The organism is Nostoc sp. (assembly GCF_036919675.1).
Taxonomy (GTDB): domain Bacteria; phylum Cyanobacteriota; class Cyanobacteriia; order Cyanobacteriales; family Nostocaceae; genus Nostoc.
In genome coordinates this window covers 96,251-111,241 of sequence record NZ_JBALCP010000050.1, presented here as the reverse complement: position 1 = coordinate 111,241, position 14,991 = coordinate 96,251, and the positions used below count along the sequence as shown (strand labels likewise).

The 14,991-nt window shown below is 40.7% G+C and carries 12 protein-coding genes and 3 pseudogenes; 9 read left to right on the top strand and 6 right to left on the bottom strand.

Features of this window, described 5'->3' with window-relative positions:
* The first annotated feature begins 110 nt into the window (after positions 1-110).
* From V7K49_RS09750 to V7K49_RS09730, 5 genes are all read left to right on the top strand, one after another.
* Positions 111-1,277, top strand: a complete 1,167-nt coding sequence (locus V7K49_RS09750; protein WP_335205389.1) for a mannose-1-phosphate guanylyltransferase — start codon at positions 111-113, stop codon at positions 1,275-1,277.
* Between the two features lie 78 nt (positions 1,278-1,355).
* A complete protein-coding gene (gene yidD, locus V7K49_RS09745; RefSeq protein ID WP_335205388.1) occupies positions 1,356-1,652 on the top strand; it encodes a membrane protein insertion efficiency factor YidD in 297 nt (98 codons plus the stop codon).
* Between the two features lie 32 nt (positions 1,653-1,684).
* Positions 1,685-3,331, top strand: a complete 1,647-nt coding sequence (locus V7K49_RS09740; protein ID WP_335205387.1) for an ABC1 kinase family protein — start codon at positions 1,685-1,687, stop codon at positions 3,329-3,331.
* 587 nt (positions 3,332-3,918) lie between these two features.
* Positions 3,919-4,899: an ABC transporter ATP-binding protein gene (locus V7K49_RS09735; protein WP_335205386.1), complete on the top strand. Its 981-nt coding sequence runs from the start codon at positions 3,919-3,921 to the stop codon at positions 4,897-4,899.
* 46 nt (positions 4,900-4,945) lie between these two features.
* Positions 4,946-5,734 carry an ABC transporter permease gene (locus V7K49_RS09730; protein WP_335205385.1) on the top strand — a complete coding sequence of 263 codons (789 nt, stop codon included), beginning with the start codon at positions 4,946-4,948 and terminating at the stop codon, positions 5,732-5,734.
* A 375-nt stretch (positions 5,735-6,109) separates the two neighbouring features.
* On the opposite strand, the pseudogene V7K49_RS09725 reads toward V7K49_RS09730, so the two are convergent.
* The 5 genes and pseudogenes from V7K49_RS09725 to V7K49_RS09705 form a co-directional block, all read right to left on the bottom strand.
* Positions 6,110-6,208 (bottom strand): annotated as a pseudogene (locus V7K49_RS09725) (transposase); the annotation flags it as partial.
* 13 nt (positions 6,209-6,221) lie between these two features.
* Positions 6,222-7,946, bottom strand: coding sequence for a serine/threonine-protein kinase (locus V7K49_RS09720; protein WP_335205384.1), 1,725 nt, complete (start codon positions 7,944-7,946; stop codon positions 6,222-6,224).
* A gap of 119 nt (positions 7,947-8,065) precedes the next feature.
* A pseudogene (locus tag V7K49_RS09715) lies at positions 8,066-8,443 on the bottom strand (alpha/beta fold hydrolase); the annotation flags it as partial.
* Between the two features lie 88 nt (positions 8,444-8,531).
* Entirely contained in the window at positions 8,532-10,085 is a 1,554-nt protein-coding gene (locus tag V7K49_RS09710) for a group II intron reverse transcriptase/maturase (RefSeq protein WP_335205383.1), read from the bottom strand.
* A gap of 575 nt (positions 10,086-10,660) precedes the next feature.
* Positions 10,661-10,834 (bottom strand): annotated as a pseudogene (locus tag V7K49_RS09705) (alpha/beta fold hydrolase); the annotation flags it as partial.
* A 605-nt stretch (positions 10,835-11,439) separates the two neighbouring features.
* On the opposite strand from V7K49_RS09705, the gene V7K49_RS09700 reads away from it, so the two are divergent.
* Together V7K49_RS09700 and V7K49_RS09695 are read left to right on the top strand one after the other, a co-directional pair.
* Positions 11,440-11,832 carry a hypothetical protein gene (locus V7K49_RS09700; RefSeq protein ID WP_335205382.1) on the top strand — a complete coding sequence of 131 codons (393 nt, stop codon included), beginning with the start codon at positions 11,440-11,442 and terminating at the stop codon, positions 11,830-11,832.
* Positions 11,833-12,647: 815 nt separating this feature from the next.
* Positions 12,648-12,992 (top strand): STAS domain-containing protein, encoded by a 345-nt coding sequence (locus V7K49_RS09695; protein WP_334866632.1) that lies wholly within the window; start codon positions 12,648-12,650, stop codon positions 12,990-12,992.
* Positions 12,993-13,031: 39 nt separating this feature from the next.
* Here the strand turns inward: V7K49_RS09695 and V7K49_RS09690 are convergent, their stop codons facing one another.
* Entirely contained in the window at positions 13,032-13,196 is a 165-nt protein-coding gene (locus tag V7K49_RS09690) for a hypothetical protein (RefSeq protein WP_334866630.1), read from the bottom strand.
* 544 nt (positions 13,197-13,740) lie between these two features.
* On the opposite strand from V7K49_RS09690, the gene V7K49_RS09685 reads away from it, so the two are divergent.
* Positions 13,741-14,082 (top strand): NINE protein, encoded by a 342-nt coding sequence (locus V7K49_RS09685; RefSeq protein ID WP_335205381.1) that lies wholly within the window; start codon positions 13,741-13,743, stop codon positions 14,080-14,082.
* 24 nt (positions 14,083-14,106) lie between these two features.
* Positions 14,107-14,808, top strand: a complete 702-nt coding sequence (locus tag V7K49_RS09680; RefSeq protein ID WP_335205380.1) for a helix-hairpin-helix domain-containing protein — start codon at positions 14,107-14,109, stop codon at positions 14,806-14,808.
* Positions 14,809-14,991: the final 183 nt, after the last annotated feature.

Below are 14,991 nucleotides of genomic sequence, written 5' to 3'. Positions count from 1 at the left end.
TCTCCCCACTCAACCACTCCCTAAAAGTATGTTAATCCAAGCTACAAATATTGCCAGTGGAAAAGCTCACTGTAAACTTGTAATGTTCTTCGGTAGGCGTGTATGACAACATGAATACTTTATTGTTCCCCGTAATCCTTGCTGGTGGTAAAGGTGAACGTTTTTGGCCCCTGAGTCGCAAAGACCGACCCAAGCAATTTTTAAGTCTTGATGGTAGCTCTAGAAGTCTATTACAAGCAACCGCCGATCGATTGATAGAACTCAGTGGCGGTGAGTCCAGCGCTGTGGGAGGGTTTCCAACGCCAGTCGCTCATGGGGGAAACCCCCAAGACCGCGCTGGCTCCTCCACAGGCGACTGGCGAACCCCAAGGGGGTGGGATTCCTTGTGGGTGATTACTTCTAGTCAGATAGCTGAAGGGGTACGACAACAATTACCTGATCTACCAGTTGAAAACTTACTGATTGAGTCGGAAGGAAGAGACACTGCCGCCGCCGTTGCTTGGACAAGTTTAGAAATCAAACAACGCTATGGAGAAGACGCTGTTATTGGCTTTTTCCCTGCTGACCACTGGATTGCTGACCAAAAGGCGTTTGCACACACATTAAGCGCGGCTACGCAACTGGCAGCAAGCACAGCAGCGATCGTTACACTGGGGATCAAGCCTACTTTTCCATCAACCGGTTACGGCTACATTGAACAAGGTGAAAAAATAGGTAGCTTTAATGAGTTGCCAGCTTATCACGTCAACCGTTTTACTGAAAAGCCCAACCGTGAAACAGCCGAGACTTTTTTATCTACGGGACGCTTTAGCTGGAATAGTGGAATGTTCGTTTTTCGGGCAGGGGTTGTTCTCAAAGAACTACATACCCATGCACCAGAAATTATCGAACCTTTAGAACAACATGGTCCTGATATCTATCCCCAGTTGCCTAAGAAGAGTATAGACTATGCGTTAATGGAAAAGACAACTCTAGCATACGTTTTGCCAGTTGATTTTGGTTGGGATGATTTAGGAGATTGGAATGCGATCGAGCGCCTACTCAAAACAGAGAAGAGTCCCAATGTAGAACTCGGTACACATGTAGGACTGGATACGCAAGGGGCGATTATTTATGCCTCCAATCCAGAGGATGTAGTTGTTACTATTGGGTTAGAGGACGTGGTGATTGTGCGCGATCGCAATGTCACCCTCGTTGTCAAAAAAGAACGTACCCAGGAAATTAAGCAGATCCTAAAAATTCTCCAAAGCGATTCCCGATTTACCGACCTGCTATAAAAGTTAAAACCCTTGGCAGAGGCGAAAAAGTTTATTTTTCCATTATAACTTGACAGTCTGTTATTCTATCTGACAGTTATGGACATTATTAGCTTTGAGCCTCTGGCCAAGACAATGGCAATCGAGTCTATTACTGCCTATCAAAAATATATTTCTCCGTCCAAAGGATTTTGTTGCTCCCATCGCTTATTACACGGCGGGGATTCCTGCTCTAATTACGTCAAAACTCTTCTGAACGAACAGAAGCTTCACGAAGCCGTACAATCATCCATCAAAAGATTCCAAGACTGTGCCGCAGCTAGTAAAACTTTAACAAGTACCAAAGCTACAGCCAACTTCCGTTGTCTTGTCATCCCCTGCTGCTTACCTCTTTAAACTTTTCTGCTTCTTTGCAGTTCTTTACAAAAATGTTCCTCACCCAAACTGTTCCCCGTCAACGAGAAATTCTTGAAGTATTCCTTCGCAATGGCTGGGACTATATGCGAAGGTTACTTACTGGTGGCAAAGCTGATGAACCCCAGCTACCTACACCTGCGGTTTTAAAAAATATCCTGGTAGACTTGGGGCCAGTTTACGTCAAACTTGGCCAGCTACTCTCTACGCGTCCAGATTTACTGAGCGCCGCCTACATTGAGGAACTCTCAACTCTACAAGACGAAGTACCGCCAGTTCCTTGGTCAGAGATAGAAATAATCCTCCGTAAAGAATTAAAACTTTCACTAGCAGAAACCTTCAGCACAGTTAACCCGATCCCAGTGGCGGCGGGATCAATTGCCCAGACACATCGAGCTACATTAATAGACGGTCGAGAAGTCGCTCTGAAAGTGCAACGTCCGGGAATTGATATTACTATTGCCCAAGATATTGCTTTAATTCAAGGTATTGCCGATTTAGTAGCGCGGACTGAGTTTGGGCAAACCTACGAAATCAAATCTACCGCCGAAGAATTTACCAAAGCTCTAGAAGCTGAGTTAGATTTTACACGGGAAGCGGGTTTTACAGACCAACTGCGGCGCAATTTATCTAAAAGTCGCTGGTACGATCCTACACAAATAGTGGTTGCGGAAATTAACTGGGAATTGACCACAGCAAAATTATTGGTGATGGAATGGCTGGATGGGGTGCCGTTCTTAGAGGCGGATTTGAACAACAACAATAATGGTAAAGACCCAGATGTAGAGCGTAAAGAAATAACTACTTTGTTATTTCGGGTATTTTTTCAGCAACTATATATTGATGGCTTTTTTCACGCTGATCCTCATCCAGGAAACTTGTTTTATCTCAAAGATGGTCGTGTTGCCCTCTTAGACTGTGGCATGGTGGGAAGACTTGATCCCCGCACACAGCAGATATTAACAGAAATGTTGTTAGCGATCGTTGATTTAGATGCTCAAAGGTGCGCTCAGTTAACTTTGCAGCTATCAGATTCTGCTCAACCAGTAATTTTGTCGCGGTTAGAAAATGATTACGATCGCATGTTGCGAAAATATCACAACGTCAGCCTCACGCAAATAAACTTCAGTCAGATAATTTATGAAGTTTTACAAGTTGCCCGCAACAATAAAATTAGGTTACCTAGCAATATGGGTTTGTATGCCAAAACCCTAGCGAATTTAGAGGGTGTGGCGCGGACATTCAATCCGGAGCTTAATTTTTTTGATGAAGTTAAACCATTAATTACAGACTTGTTTCGTCGGCAATTACTGGGCGATAATCCAGTGCGATCGCTATTACGGACAGCTTTAGATATTAAAAGTCTATCTCTCCAATCTCCTCGCCAAATCGAACTGTTATTAGACCGAGTTACTTCAGAAACCTTACAGTGGAATCTATCGCTACGGGGGTTAGATGGCGTGCGGCGCACTATGGACGATGCGGCTAACCGACTATCTTTTAGTATTTTAGTGGGTTCGCTGATTATGGGTGCGGCAATTATTTCCACCAGAGCGCAGACAACTCAGCTATCTTTTTTAAGCACCATCCTCTTTGCAGTCGCTAGTTTATTGGGTTTATGGTTAATTATTAGTACATTGCGATCGGGACGTTTACGGTAAAACCTATATGTTGTGCTAGGAAATCATGATCGCTCTCACTGGCAAAAATTCTTGCTTTACTATTTGGAAACATAGATATATACAGCAGTTTGTAACTGAATGAGGTACAGAGCCTAGACAAAGCCAGGTATAAAACCTATTTTGCTTACGACTCTGCCAATTTTGGATTTTGGATTGAAAGAAAAATCTAAAATCTAAAATTGAATGACTCCTAACTCGTAACCGTTCACGAAGGGTAAAACATTTGCCTAAATGTCTAAAGCTATTTTTAGCAAGGCTTTGGGATGATTTCTGGTATGAAATAATCGCTTTCCTTAATGCCTAAAAGACAATTTACATCCCAGTATAGGACTTTTGCCTATTCAAAATTATCCCGAAAAAATCAAATCTAGACTGGTTTTCATCCTGTTTCCGTGTGATTTCATATCGGACACTTTTTTGATCACCCTGTGAACGGTTACCCTAACTCCTGCTGTAAATACTGCTAAACACTAATAATTTATGTGTGTTTACCCCGAAGTTCTGATTGGTGGAAGCCGCCGCTCAGACTTTTCTCTGCGTACATCTGTGGTTCTAATATAAAAAATATGTCAATCATCATTGCTGAAAATCTGAGTAAATCTTATCCAGTGGCAGTTAAAAGTCCGGGTATTAAAGGTACAATCACCCATCTTTTTCGCCGTACCTACCGCTCAATTAAAGCAGTTCAGGATGTTTCCTTTGAAATTGCCCCTGGTGAAATAGTGGGGTTTTTAGGACCAAATGGAGCTGGTAAAACTACTACACTCAAAATGCTCACGGGGCTAATTCATCCTTCTGGCGGTACAGTCACAGTAGCTGGACAAATTCCGTTTCATCGTAAAGAAGCATTTTTGCAAAAAATTACCTTGGTAATGGGGCAAAAGCAGCAGCTAATTTGGGACTTGCCAGCGCTGGATTCTTTAAAAATTAACGCCGCTGTATACAACATCTCTGATAAAGAGTTCCAACGGCGGGTGGGAGAATTAACAGAGATGCTTTCCTTAGAAGGTAAACTTACCCAACCAGTACGGAAGCTATCTTTGGGTGAGCGAATGAAAGCAGAATTGCTAGCAGCACTTTTGCATCGTCCCCATGTATTGTTCCTAGATGAACCAACGCTGGGATTGGATGTAAATGCTCAAGCAGCAGTGCGCGAGTTCTTGCGCGAGTACAATCAGCTTTATCAGGCTACAGTGTTGTTGACAAGTCATTACATGGCTGACATCACAGCTTTGTGTCAACGGGTGCTGTTGATTCATGAGGGGAAGCTGATGTATGACGGTAGTTTAGATGGACTGCTGGAACGTTTTGCCCCGTACCGGGAAGTCCATATAGAGTTAGCCCAACCTCTACCGATAGAAAAACTTATGACCTATGGTGATGTGCAACTCTTAGAAGGACGAGCAGTGCGTTTTATGGTGTCGAGAGAGGTGCTCACCCGCACTGTTTCTCAGATTTTGGCGGATTTGGAGGTAATTGATTTAACAGTTACCGAACCGCCCGTGGAAGAAGTGATTGGACGAGTTTTTCAGGCAGGTGTCGTGTAGTCAGTGCTGCGAGGAATATAGTTGCCAAGAGGAGAATGCACCACAAATGAAAAAGATTATTAGAAAAGCTCTAACTTTATTGTCAGTATACTACGCCTATTCGGTTGAGTATCGAGCAGAACTAATCTTTTGGGTTTTGTCTGGTTCTTTGCCGATTATCCTTATGGGTATCTGGATACAGGCGGCACAAGGCGGACAGTTTGGGCTATCACCTGTGGATTTTGGTCGTTACTTCATCACGGTTTTCATTGTTAGGCAACTCACCGCTGTTTGGGTAATTTGGGACTTTGAAAGAGAGGTAGTGGAAGGCAGGCTTTCGCCCAAGTTGCTACAACCACTCGATCCAGTATGGCATCATGTTGCGCGGCATGTTTCTGAAAGATTTACTCGGCTAATGTTTGCTTTTCTATTAGTGGCATTATTTTTTATTCTTTATCCCCAAGCTTTTTGGTTACCAAGTTTGAGTAGATTTTTGCTATTTACATTGGCGGTGGTGCTAGCTTTTGCTTTGCGATTTACGATTCAGTACACCTTTGCTATGTTAGCTTTTTGGACAGAACGGGCTAGCGCTTTAGAAAATTTTTGGTTGTTATTTTATCTATTTTTATCTGGTTTGATAGCACCTTTAGAGGTCTTTCCAGAACCTGTGCGAAAAATAGTTATGTTTACGCCTTTTCCTTATTTGATTGATTTTCCTGCGAATCTTTTGGTAGGGCTACCCGTAGATATAGGGCGAGGATTTTGGTCAATGGTGGGTTGGATATTAGTGTTTTTGGGTGCGAATCGCTTGCTGTGGCGTGCGGGTTTGAAGCGGTATTCTGGGATGGGAGCATAAACAATTCATAATTAGGAGGTTTACCAACCCAGAGTTTGGCTAAGTTAAGGTAATTTAAAACTTCCTTGATAGAAGAAAGATTTCTCGAACACTGATATATCCCACCTCACGATTTGTTGGACTAAAGCGGTTCTCGTTTATATGAGGTACACCCGTAGGGGTTGTCTCTGTCTCGTTCCCAGTCTCAGACTGGGAATGCCTACTCTTAGGCTCCGCCTTCCTTACTCGTGGCAGAGCTGCAATGAACAGCATTTCCAGCCAGAGGCTGGAAACGAGGTTTGAAAAGGGTTTTTGCTTAAGTTGACACCAATGGGCAATGCCGTGCCCCTACACCTCGCGATATAATGTTCCACCGCATCTGAATGGGAACCGCTATAAAGCACTGTCTAATACGAAGCTAGCAAAAAAAGCCATAACAGTTTCTAACTGGCTCAATTGCTCATTGGCGCAAAGAATTAGCAATGTTTGTTGCACTTTGCTAGAGATGTTACAAATTACTTGGTATCGTCTTGAACTTTTCTACTGACCCCAAAGAATAATCTTCTAACTTAAAATCAGCAAAAGGCTTCTTTTGTAACCTATCCCGTAATGCCTCATCCAGAATTAAACCTGCTGATTTTTTTTTAACCCCAATGATTATAATACTTCTCTGATATTTAGTTAAATCCTGATTTCCCTGACAATCACTCCGTTGAAATTGTCCCAAATTTAATATCCGATAACCTTTGACGCTTGGTGTATTAATAAATAAATTTTTCACTAAAGATTGTATTTGTTTAGAACGTTCTAAAGCCATCCGTTCTTGAACTGCTATATTAGCCTTGCAAGAAACTGTACCTACAGCGATAATCTCGCTAGGGTCTTCCATTATATTCTGGATACCTTCTTGTTCTAAGTTAAACTTTAAAAGGTCTAAACTAATAATTTCATCATTATATTTAATTTGAAAATTGCTACCTAAAAGCCATTTATATTCTAGTGATAAAACAGCTATATTAAATTCGGCTACCTTCCCCTGACTATCCTTACCTTCTTGATAAGGAAAATAATCAATTTTACCTTTTTTTTCGGGAGATTGTTCGTAATTTTGCATCCCAGTAAATTTTGATGTCCGTGTTGCTAAAGCCACTATACTAAGTAATCCTAATATCACTAACAGGATTGCAAAAAATGCCAGTAGTGGTACTTCTTCTGGCTGTTTATGTGGAGTTAATGAAGTTTGAGTAATTGGTGGTAGCGATTGCTCAACGTTACAATCCTCTACTAAATTAATATTTTCCGGAGTAATTTCTGTTAGTTGGGTTTCAATTTCTTCTAGGCGCTGGAAAATTTGCTGAGTATTGGCAGGACGCTTTTTTATATCCGGTGCTGTTAGCCAATCAATTAAATTCAATAGTAAGGGTGAGATATGGATGGCATGATTTTGCCAGTGCAATAAATTGTGCTGGACATCATACATATCTAAGGGATGGTGTCCCGTCAACAAAAATACAAAGGTGCGTCCCAAGGCAAAAAAATCTGATTGCGGTACTGCTTGACCATTCATTTGTTCTGGGGCGCTGTAGCCAGATGACATCAGTGCTGTCATCCCGTCGCCATTGCTGAGTTTGTCTGGATTGGTTCTGCCAATTTCAGTGGCGGTGCCAAAATCAATCAGTACCAAATCCCCCCAACCCTTCCCAAGGGGAGAGCGAATCATGATATTAAATGGCTTAATATCTCGATGCAGGTACTGTTTAGCATGTACTAAATCCAAAATTTCTAGCAATTGTTTTAACCAGGCTATAGCTTGTTCCTGTGAAATAGGGTAATTCTGCTGCTGCTTTAGCCAATGTTCTAAGTTGTAGCCTTCGATTTTTTCCATCGCAATGCAATGCAGCACTAAACCATTTCGGGTTTGATACTGGAAGTAACTATCCTCCTTGGGAATACCGGGATGCTTGAGGTGTCCCAGCACAGTTACCTCTTGCTGAAATAGTTCTACTACTTTGGCATCGTATGATACATCTTTTTTAAGTATCTTAAGGATTTTGGGGGTATCTTGTTCGTATGCCTCATAAACTTTACTAAACCCTGTTTTCTCGCTCAACAGGCATGTCACCCGATAACGTCCTAGCAATTCCAAATGGGAACCACAACTTTGACAAAAGCGGTTTTGATGATTATTCGGGTGATTTGGTTTAGGGCAAACGGGATTGATACAAAGGCTCATGACTGGGTTATCCGTACTTGAAGGAGAACGTAGACGCAAAAGGGTTTGTCGCTAGACATCGTTCCTATTAATTCTTCTGTTGCCGGATGATAATCCCGTCCAAATAATGATGAGATTTTCTATTTGTGTTCTGCCAAGAAAGCTGCTACAGTTTGGTTAAATGCCTCTGGTTGTGTCAAAAACGGCCAATGATTGCCGGGAACTTGGCAGATGCGTAAGTTTTTAAGATAGGTTTTGTAGGGTCGAATTTGCCAATCTTGGCGGTTCAGTCCTTGTTCTGGTTGGACGAAGATGGCAGGAGTGTCAAGGGGAATTGTAAAACCAGGCACTTGCATTACTGCTTCAAAAATACCATCGCGGGCGGCTATGGTATTTTTGCTGCCCCAACTACCATCGGGTTTTTGTTCTATTCCGGCTTGGAAAACTTGCTGCTGTAAGGAACTCCATCCTTGATATTGCTTTAATTGGCGTGCTTGTTGTTCAGCTTCTTCATGACTGGGGTTGAGTCGATGGGGGATATTATTCCCCGCACCTCTCAGTTAAATCTGGGCGTGCGACTTTCACCGCACCCAGCTTCCGATGTTCTCAGCTTGCGCTTTTGCTCATGTGGATATAATCGTGACAACTCTCATGAATTGCTTCTAGATTATTCTTTTTCCAGTTGGCGTGATTTCCGTCGATGTGGTGCAAATGTACCTTTTCTTCATCAATGAATTTCAGACCGCAGGAAGCACATTTATGGTTTTGCTTCTTAAGAGCAATAGAAGTTTCACCATCGTAGAGCTTACTTTTACGTTCGCTCCAGTAGGTTGTATTTCCGTCATAGGGGGATTTTATCCCTTGAACCATGACGTGTTTATTTTCGGAGGAGGAAACTGTTGGGAATGCCTTTTTAACTAACTCCTTGCTGGTGTGGCGTGTTTGCTTGGTTTCCTTGTTAAATACCGTATATGCTCTGTGACTTATGAACCAAAGTGAGAACTTTGACCCGTCCATCTTGCAGAACTTGTGGTAATTTCTCCAACCTCTAACTACCGGGGCTACTTTCTCAGCCTTTGTGGTAGCACCATAATTCGAGTTGTTGACGATGTGTTTTACTTTCTTACGAAATGCTCTGAAGTTATCCACTGAGGGCGTACTTCTAAATTTTCCGTTTTTCTGGACTTTAAAGTGCCAGCCGAGGAAATCAAACCCATCTGTCGCGGCGGTAATTTTGGTTTTCTTTTGGCTTACATTCATTCCGCGTTTGCGGAGGAACTCGCTGATTCTTTCAAGTATTTCTATCGCATCATCTTGGGGGCGAAGTATAATAACCATGTCATCCGCGTATCGGACTGATGGTTCGCTCATTGTCCCTTTTGACCACCCTTGAGTTTGGTATCTGTGTATACTCTCAATCCTGTTGAGTGCGATATTGGCTAGTAATGGGCTAACTACTCCCCCTTGAGGTGTACCCTGTTCGGGGAGTTTTGGGTTGACTCCAGTCTTGAGGCATCGGAAGATACGGAGTTTTAAGCCTTTGGGGGCAATGAGTTCGTCCATTATTGCTGAGTGGTTAATCAGGCGCAAGCACTTTTCAATATCGAGTTCGATTACTCGTTTCTCTATTCCGTTGGATTTGGAGCTTAGGTTATTAAAGATGTACTTTTGTGCATCGTGAGCAGAGCGCCCAGTTCTAAACCCGTAACTCCTAGCGTGGAAAGTGGCTTCGTGTGCTGGTTCAAGTGCATATTTTGCTAGGCATTGCCAAGCTCTATCCGCGATAGTTGGTATCTTAAGCATTCTGATAGTCCCGTCCTTTTTAGGAATGGGGATTTCTCGTAAGCCTTGATGTTTCCAATTTCCGCTATTCACTCTTAGCCATTCTTCCAGATGGAAGCGTTCGCTAAAAGTGAGGGATTTTTTACCATCAATACCAGCCGTCTTTTTACCAGCGTTTAGCTGAGATACTTGTCTTATTGCAAGAAATCGAGCCGAGGTAGATTTTAGAATAAGCTTTTGGAGTGACCTAGCTTTCCGCTTGTCGCCAACTTGAACAGCTTTAAATACGCGCTTTTGAAGGCGGAAAAGGTTTTGGCGGAATTTCTTCCACGGTAAAGCTCTCCAAGATTCACTAGTTTTGTAACTGTGTCTAATCATTTTCTCTTCTCTGGTTTGTATTTTCTGAACACCTCAGACCAATTACGGTCTGTCCTACCCGAACTGTGGGGATTCCTCCGCTCGTCTGGTCTACTTAAGGTTCGACTGCCCTAAGACCCGCAATTCGTTTTTATTCGTTCCCTCGGAGAGATTGATAGTTCCGTTAGGCGTGGTCAATTCAACTACTGGATTCCCTTGACTCTTGCCGTTATTCAAAACAGATGCGGCGGGAATTAAATTCTCCAGTGGAGTCAGGGATTTTGTGTTACGCCCTGCTTCATGGTAAGTTGCTTTTCTAGACCCGGTTTCGCCGTAGGAACTCCCTGTTAGCGCCAGTGTCAGCCCGTAACGGCTGTCTGATTGCGCCCTGTTCCCAGCTTCACTCTACAAGAACCGAGCTTGTTTGGTGTGGGCAGATAAGGAGTCAATTCTAAGTCTGAATGGTAGGGCTTTCACCTACATCAAACCCAGAGTTCAGCCTTAATGTCAGTAATCTGCTGACGGGCTGGATTAGTTATTTACGGACTGAATACCGTGATTCACTAACCAACGAATCGCACACTTTGGCCATGTCAGCGCATATCTGGTGCAACTATGTGGTAGTCTGCCGCTAAGTAATCTCCTAAACTAGACCAGACTAGAGCATGGTCGCCTAAACCGTGTAACAGCAGTAAAGGTTCTTGACCTTGGTTCCACTCTAAATAAGAAAGTTGGATATCAGGCTTTGATAAAGTTTGACGTACAGGCATGATTGCACATCCACTAGTGAAGAGATAGTTTGGCGTTTATATAGTACTGCCAAAGAAGAAGGGGAGACTGTTTTTTGAACGTGACGAGAAACCTACGCTAACGCCAGTCGCCTCAAGTCGGGAAACCCTTTCGGCAGTTCCTCTTGGAGGTTTCCCCCTTGGCGCTAGCCTCTCCCTTTGGCAGAAGACCGGACTGCCTCACCACGGCGCTGGCTCACCATAACGCACCCTACTAGCTAAATTCGGCATTTTAAGTTAAAAAATTTAGATTTATGTGAGTATTTCAGATTTTAGATACCCCAGCGTTGGTTTTTCAACTCATTGCGTCTTATATCTAAGATTTTTTTCTTATAATCACGATTTTTTTCTTATAATCACGATTTTTTTCTTATAATCACGATTTTTTTCTTATAATCATGATTTTTTTCTTATAATCATGATTTTTTTCTTATAATCATGATTTTTTTGTTAGTAACATCGTGCTTATCGTTAATATTGCTGAAGTAAATATTACACTTACTAGTAATTTTTGTGGATTTTACTGAGCCAAAATCTAGCCTTAGTAAGGCAAGCTAGCTCTAGAACACAATCAAAACAATATATGTATGCCTCGTCAAAAACGTACATACCGCGCTCTAGAAAAAGCTGAATTAAGAGTTGCTGGACTCAGAGCAATTAATCCTGATATGGATTTTGGAGATGTTCGCAACTTGCAATATATAACACAAGTAAGTCAGCAATTACGCACAAAAATTGATGCTTATAACACTGCTCTATCTGTGATTGACTCTTCTAAAAGCGAGATGGATGAATTGGAAAAAACTTTAACTGACCTCACTGATAAAATGCTAATTGCAGTTGCATTTACCTACGGTACAGACAGCAGTGAATATGAAATATCAGGTGGTATTCGCAAAAGCAAACGCACCCGCAAAAGCATAACACCCTTAAGGGCGACTCCAAAGGAACCAGCCAGTAATAACACTAAAACTGCATAGCCTCGTCTGTATTTAAGGTACACGATTAAAGGCACAAGATTGTTCTTTGATGCCCACTTTTAGCGATTTTCGGATAATTAAAATATATGGTAAGGTAGCACAACTAGCTGTGCTACCTTACAGGAAACTGTGTTTCAAATAGATTAAAATAGACTTATACTTATTGGCGATCGCATACTTCCAAAGTCAACGCCACAGAATCAACCTCTAAAACTTGCTCTGGTTGTGAATAGAACAATAAATGCTAATTGCTGTCATTCTTGATTTTTGTATCTTTTTGTTGTTTAAAATAGCAATGAATGCAAAATTTCAATGAGTTTTTATGCTTTGTGGTTTACTTTAGTCATCAGAAAATTTACGAAAATATATTGATTTAAATCTAAATTAAATCGGTAAATTTAATGAGATTTTACAGATAAAAGCTAACTAAAATTAACTGTAAATACGCTCATTTTTTTGTTAAGTAAAGTAACTTTGTAGTGACTAATCAATTGTTAATAAGCAATTCTTGGTCAACATAACTTTATCCGCTTGTGTTCTTTCTTTTTACTTTTTACACCTCGGCTACGTTTGATGTAACCCTGAGCCTAGTCGAAGGATATTTAATCTTAACGGAATCTCAAGTATGTATAATCCTTGTTCATTTTTTTACAGCAAAAGCCAGTAGTAAACCACATAAATAATCAGGTCAGCCCAAAACTTTTGCTTGGATTGGATGCCAGGAGATAATAGTATTGTAATCTCTGTTGCAGTTTACCTTATGTCAATGCCAAAATATAAATATATATTTTCAATCAAAATAATAGTAAATAAACATGAAATTTAGCTTAACAGTACTACAATTGTCGGGAGTTTTAGATACAACTAGAGGCAATGAACTACGTCGTGAAATTAGTGGACTTATGGCAAATGGAACCAATATTTTTTTGCTTGACATGAAAGAAATAAAGCTGATCAATAGCACTGGTTTAGGTGCTTTAGTCTCAGTAATGCAAATGGTGCAAAAAGCTAATAGTCAACTTTTTCTCTGTTCTATTAGCGATCAAGTCAGGATGTTGTTTGAGATGACTAAAGTGGATAAACTTTTTAAAATCTTCACTGACCAAGAGGAATTCAATCGCCAAGTATTAGTAATCTTGAATGGGGACAAAAAGGGCTAGTACCGCAAGGCGGAAGTAACCCTTCGACTACGCTCAGGGTTACACCAAACGTAGTCGAGCGACATTTATCGTTTCTCCAAACTGCGCTTTCAAATCGAATTTATCTTCCGTGATGCTAAACAGTTTACCGAACTGAGTGATTGTCAAGCCCGTGATGTCAAAAAGCTGGACTTTGCCAATCGCTGTCATTCTTAAATTTTGCATCTTTTTGTTGTTTAAAACAGCAATGAATACAAAATTTCAATGAGTTTTTCTGCTTTGTACTTTACTTTAGTCATCAGAAAGTTTACGGAAATATGTTGATTTAAATCTAAACAAAATCGGTAAATTTGATGAGGTTTTAAAGAGAGGATTTAACTAAAATTACCTGTAGCTCAAGTTTCTCTTAAGTCAAGCAACTTTGTAGTGACCTATAAATTGTTTATCAGCAATTATTTGTCAACATAACTTTATCACCTGATGAGTAACTTGAAGAACCAAAAATTAATACTAAGTTTTCATCGGTTGCGTCTGGTTCCATATATAGCAATTGGTTGCCTGATTTTTTATTTTAATTCCAACCTAGATTTTAACTACCTAGTCAAAGGATATTTAGTCTTAATGGAATCTCAGCTATCTATAATCCTTATTTATTTTCTTACAGCTAAATTTAGTAGTAAACCACATAAATAATCGGGGAAGCCCAAAACTTTTACTTGGATTGGATGCCAGGAAATATTTATTAGAGTTAATCAAGAAAAGAAATGTTATGAAAACTAAATCTACAGCTATTCTGCTTTGCTTTTTTTGCGGCTGGGTGGGAATTCACAAATTTTATCTAGGACAAAATGTAGCAGGTATTTTGTATTTATTATTTTCCTGGACTTTCATCCCAGGATTAATAGCCTTCGTTGAGTTTTTTCTGCTAATTTTCATGTCAGATACAGAATTCAATACAAAGTATAATCAAGGTATAGCAATCGGAGGTGGAGCAATATCTGCAAAAGATGCAACCAGTGCGCTAGCTGATTTAAAAAATCTTTTTGAATCTGGTGTAATTACCGCAGAAGAGTATGAAGAAAAACGGCAAAACCTTCTGAAATCTTTGTAAATTAAAATCATTAGTTGATTTACTGTGTCACAATCTAAATCTTGGTTTCAACAAACTCCTGCTTGGCTGTGGTTATCATTCATTCCAACATTGGGGGGATTTGCTATTGCCTATGCAGGTTATAAATCCAAGACTAATACTTGGATTGTAATAGGGATTAGCACTTCTGTTTTAGCTTTAGCTTTATCTGCAAATAGTTTAGCATTTGTGATCTGGATGGCTCAAATTGGCATTGCTTTCTACCTCAAAAAAGCTTTTTTGGTCAAAACTTATCCGAAAAACTTAGCAATTCCTGAAGAACAAGAGCTAGCAAAGTTAGTTGCCAGTACTCGTAACAAAATAGATATTAATGAATGCTCTAAAAATGAACTAGTTAACTATTTAGGGCTACCCATAGTCTATGCAAATAATATTGAAGCCCTGATGAATGAAGGATATGTTTTCACTCATGTAGAAGAGTTAATAGAAATAGCCGGAATTCCTGAAAAGCAGGTAGCTAGAATTACACCATTGATTACTTTTAGCTACAACTACAAAAAAGAAGCTGAATATTCTTGGAAACGATTAAACATATACTCAACTCAAGAATTAATTACCTGTGGACTAGATGGAGTGATCGCAGAACAAATTGTTGCAGAAAGGCAACAACGAGGTGAGTATAAATCATTTATTGATGTAAAGCAGCGCACTGGATTACCGTTTACTACTTATCGTCATATAGCTTAAACGATTATAGCGGTTCCCATTTCAGATGCAGTACAACATTATATCGCCAGGTGTAGGGGCACGGCATTGCCCATTGGTGTCAACTTAGGGACTTCCAAATAAAAAAATGTCCCAAAACTGACGCAAAAACCCTCTCATTTCTCCTCTCTCTGTGTCGCGCCAGTTGCTTCTCCTAAGGGAGAC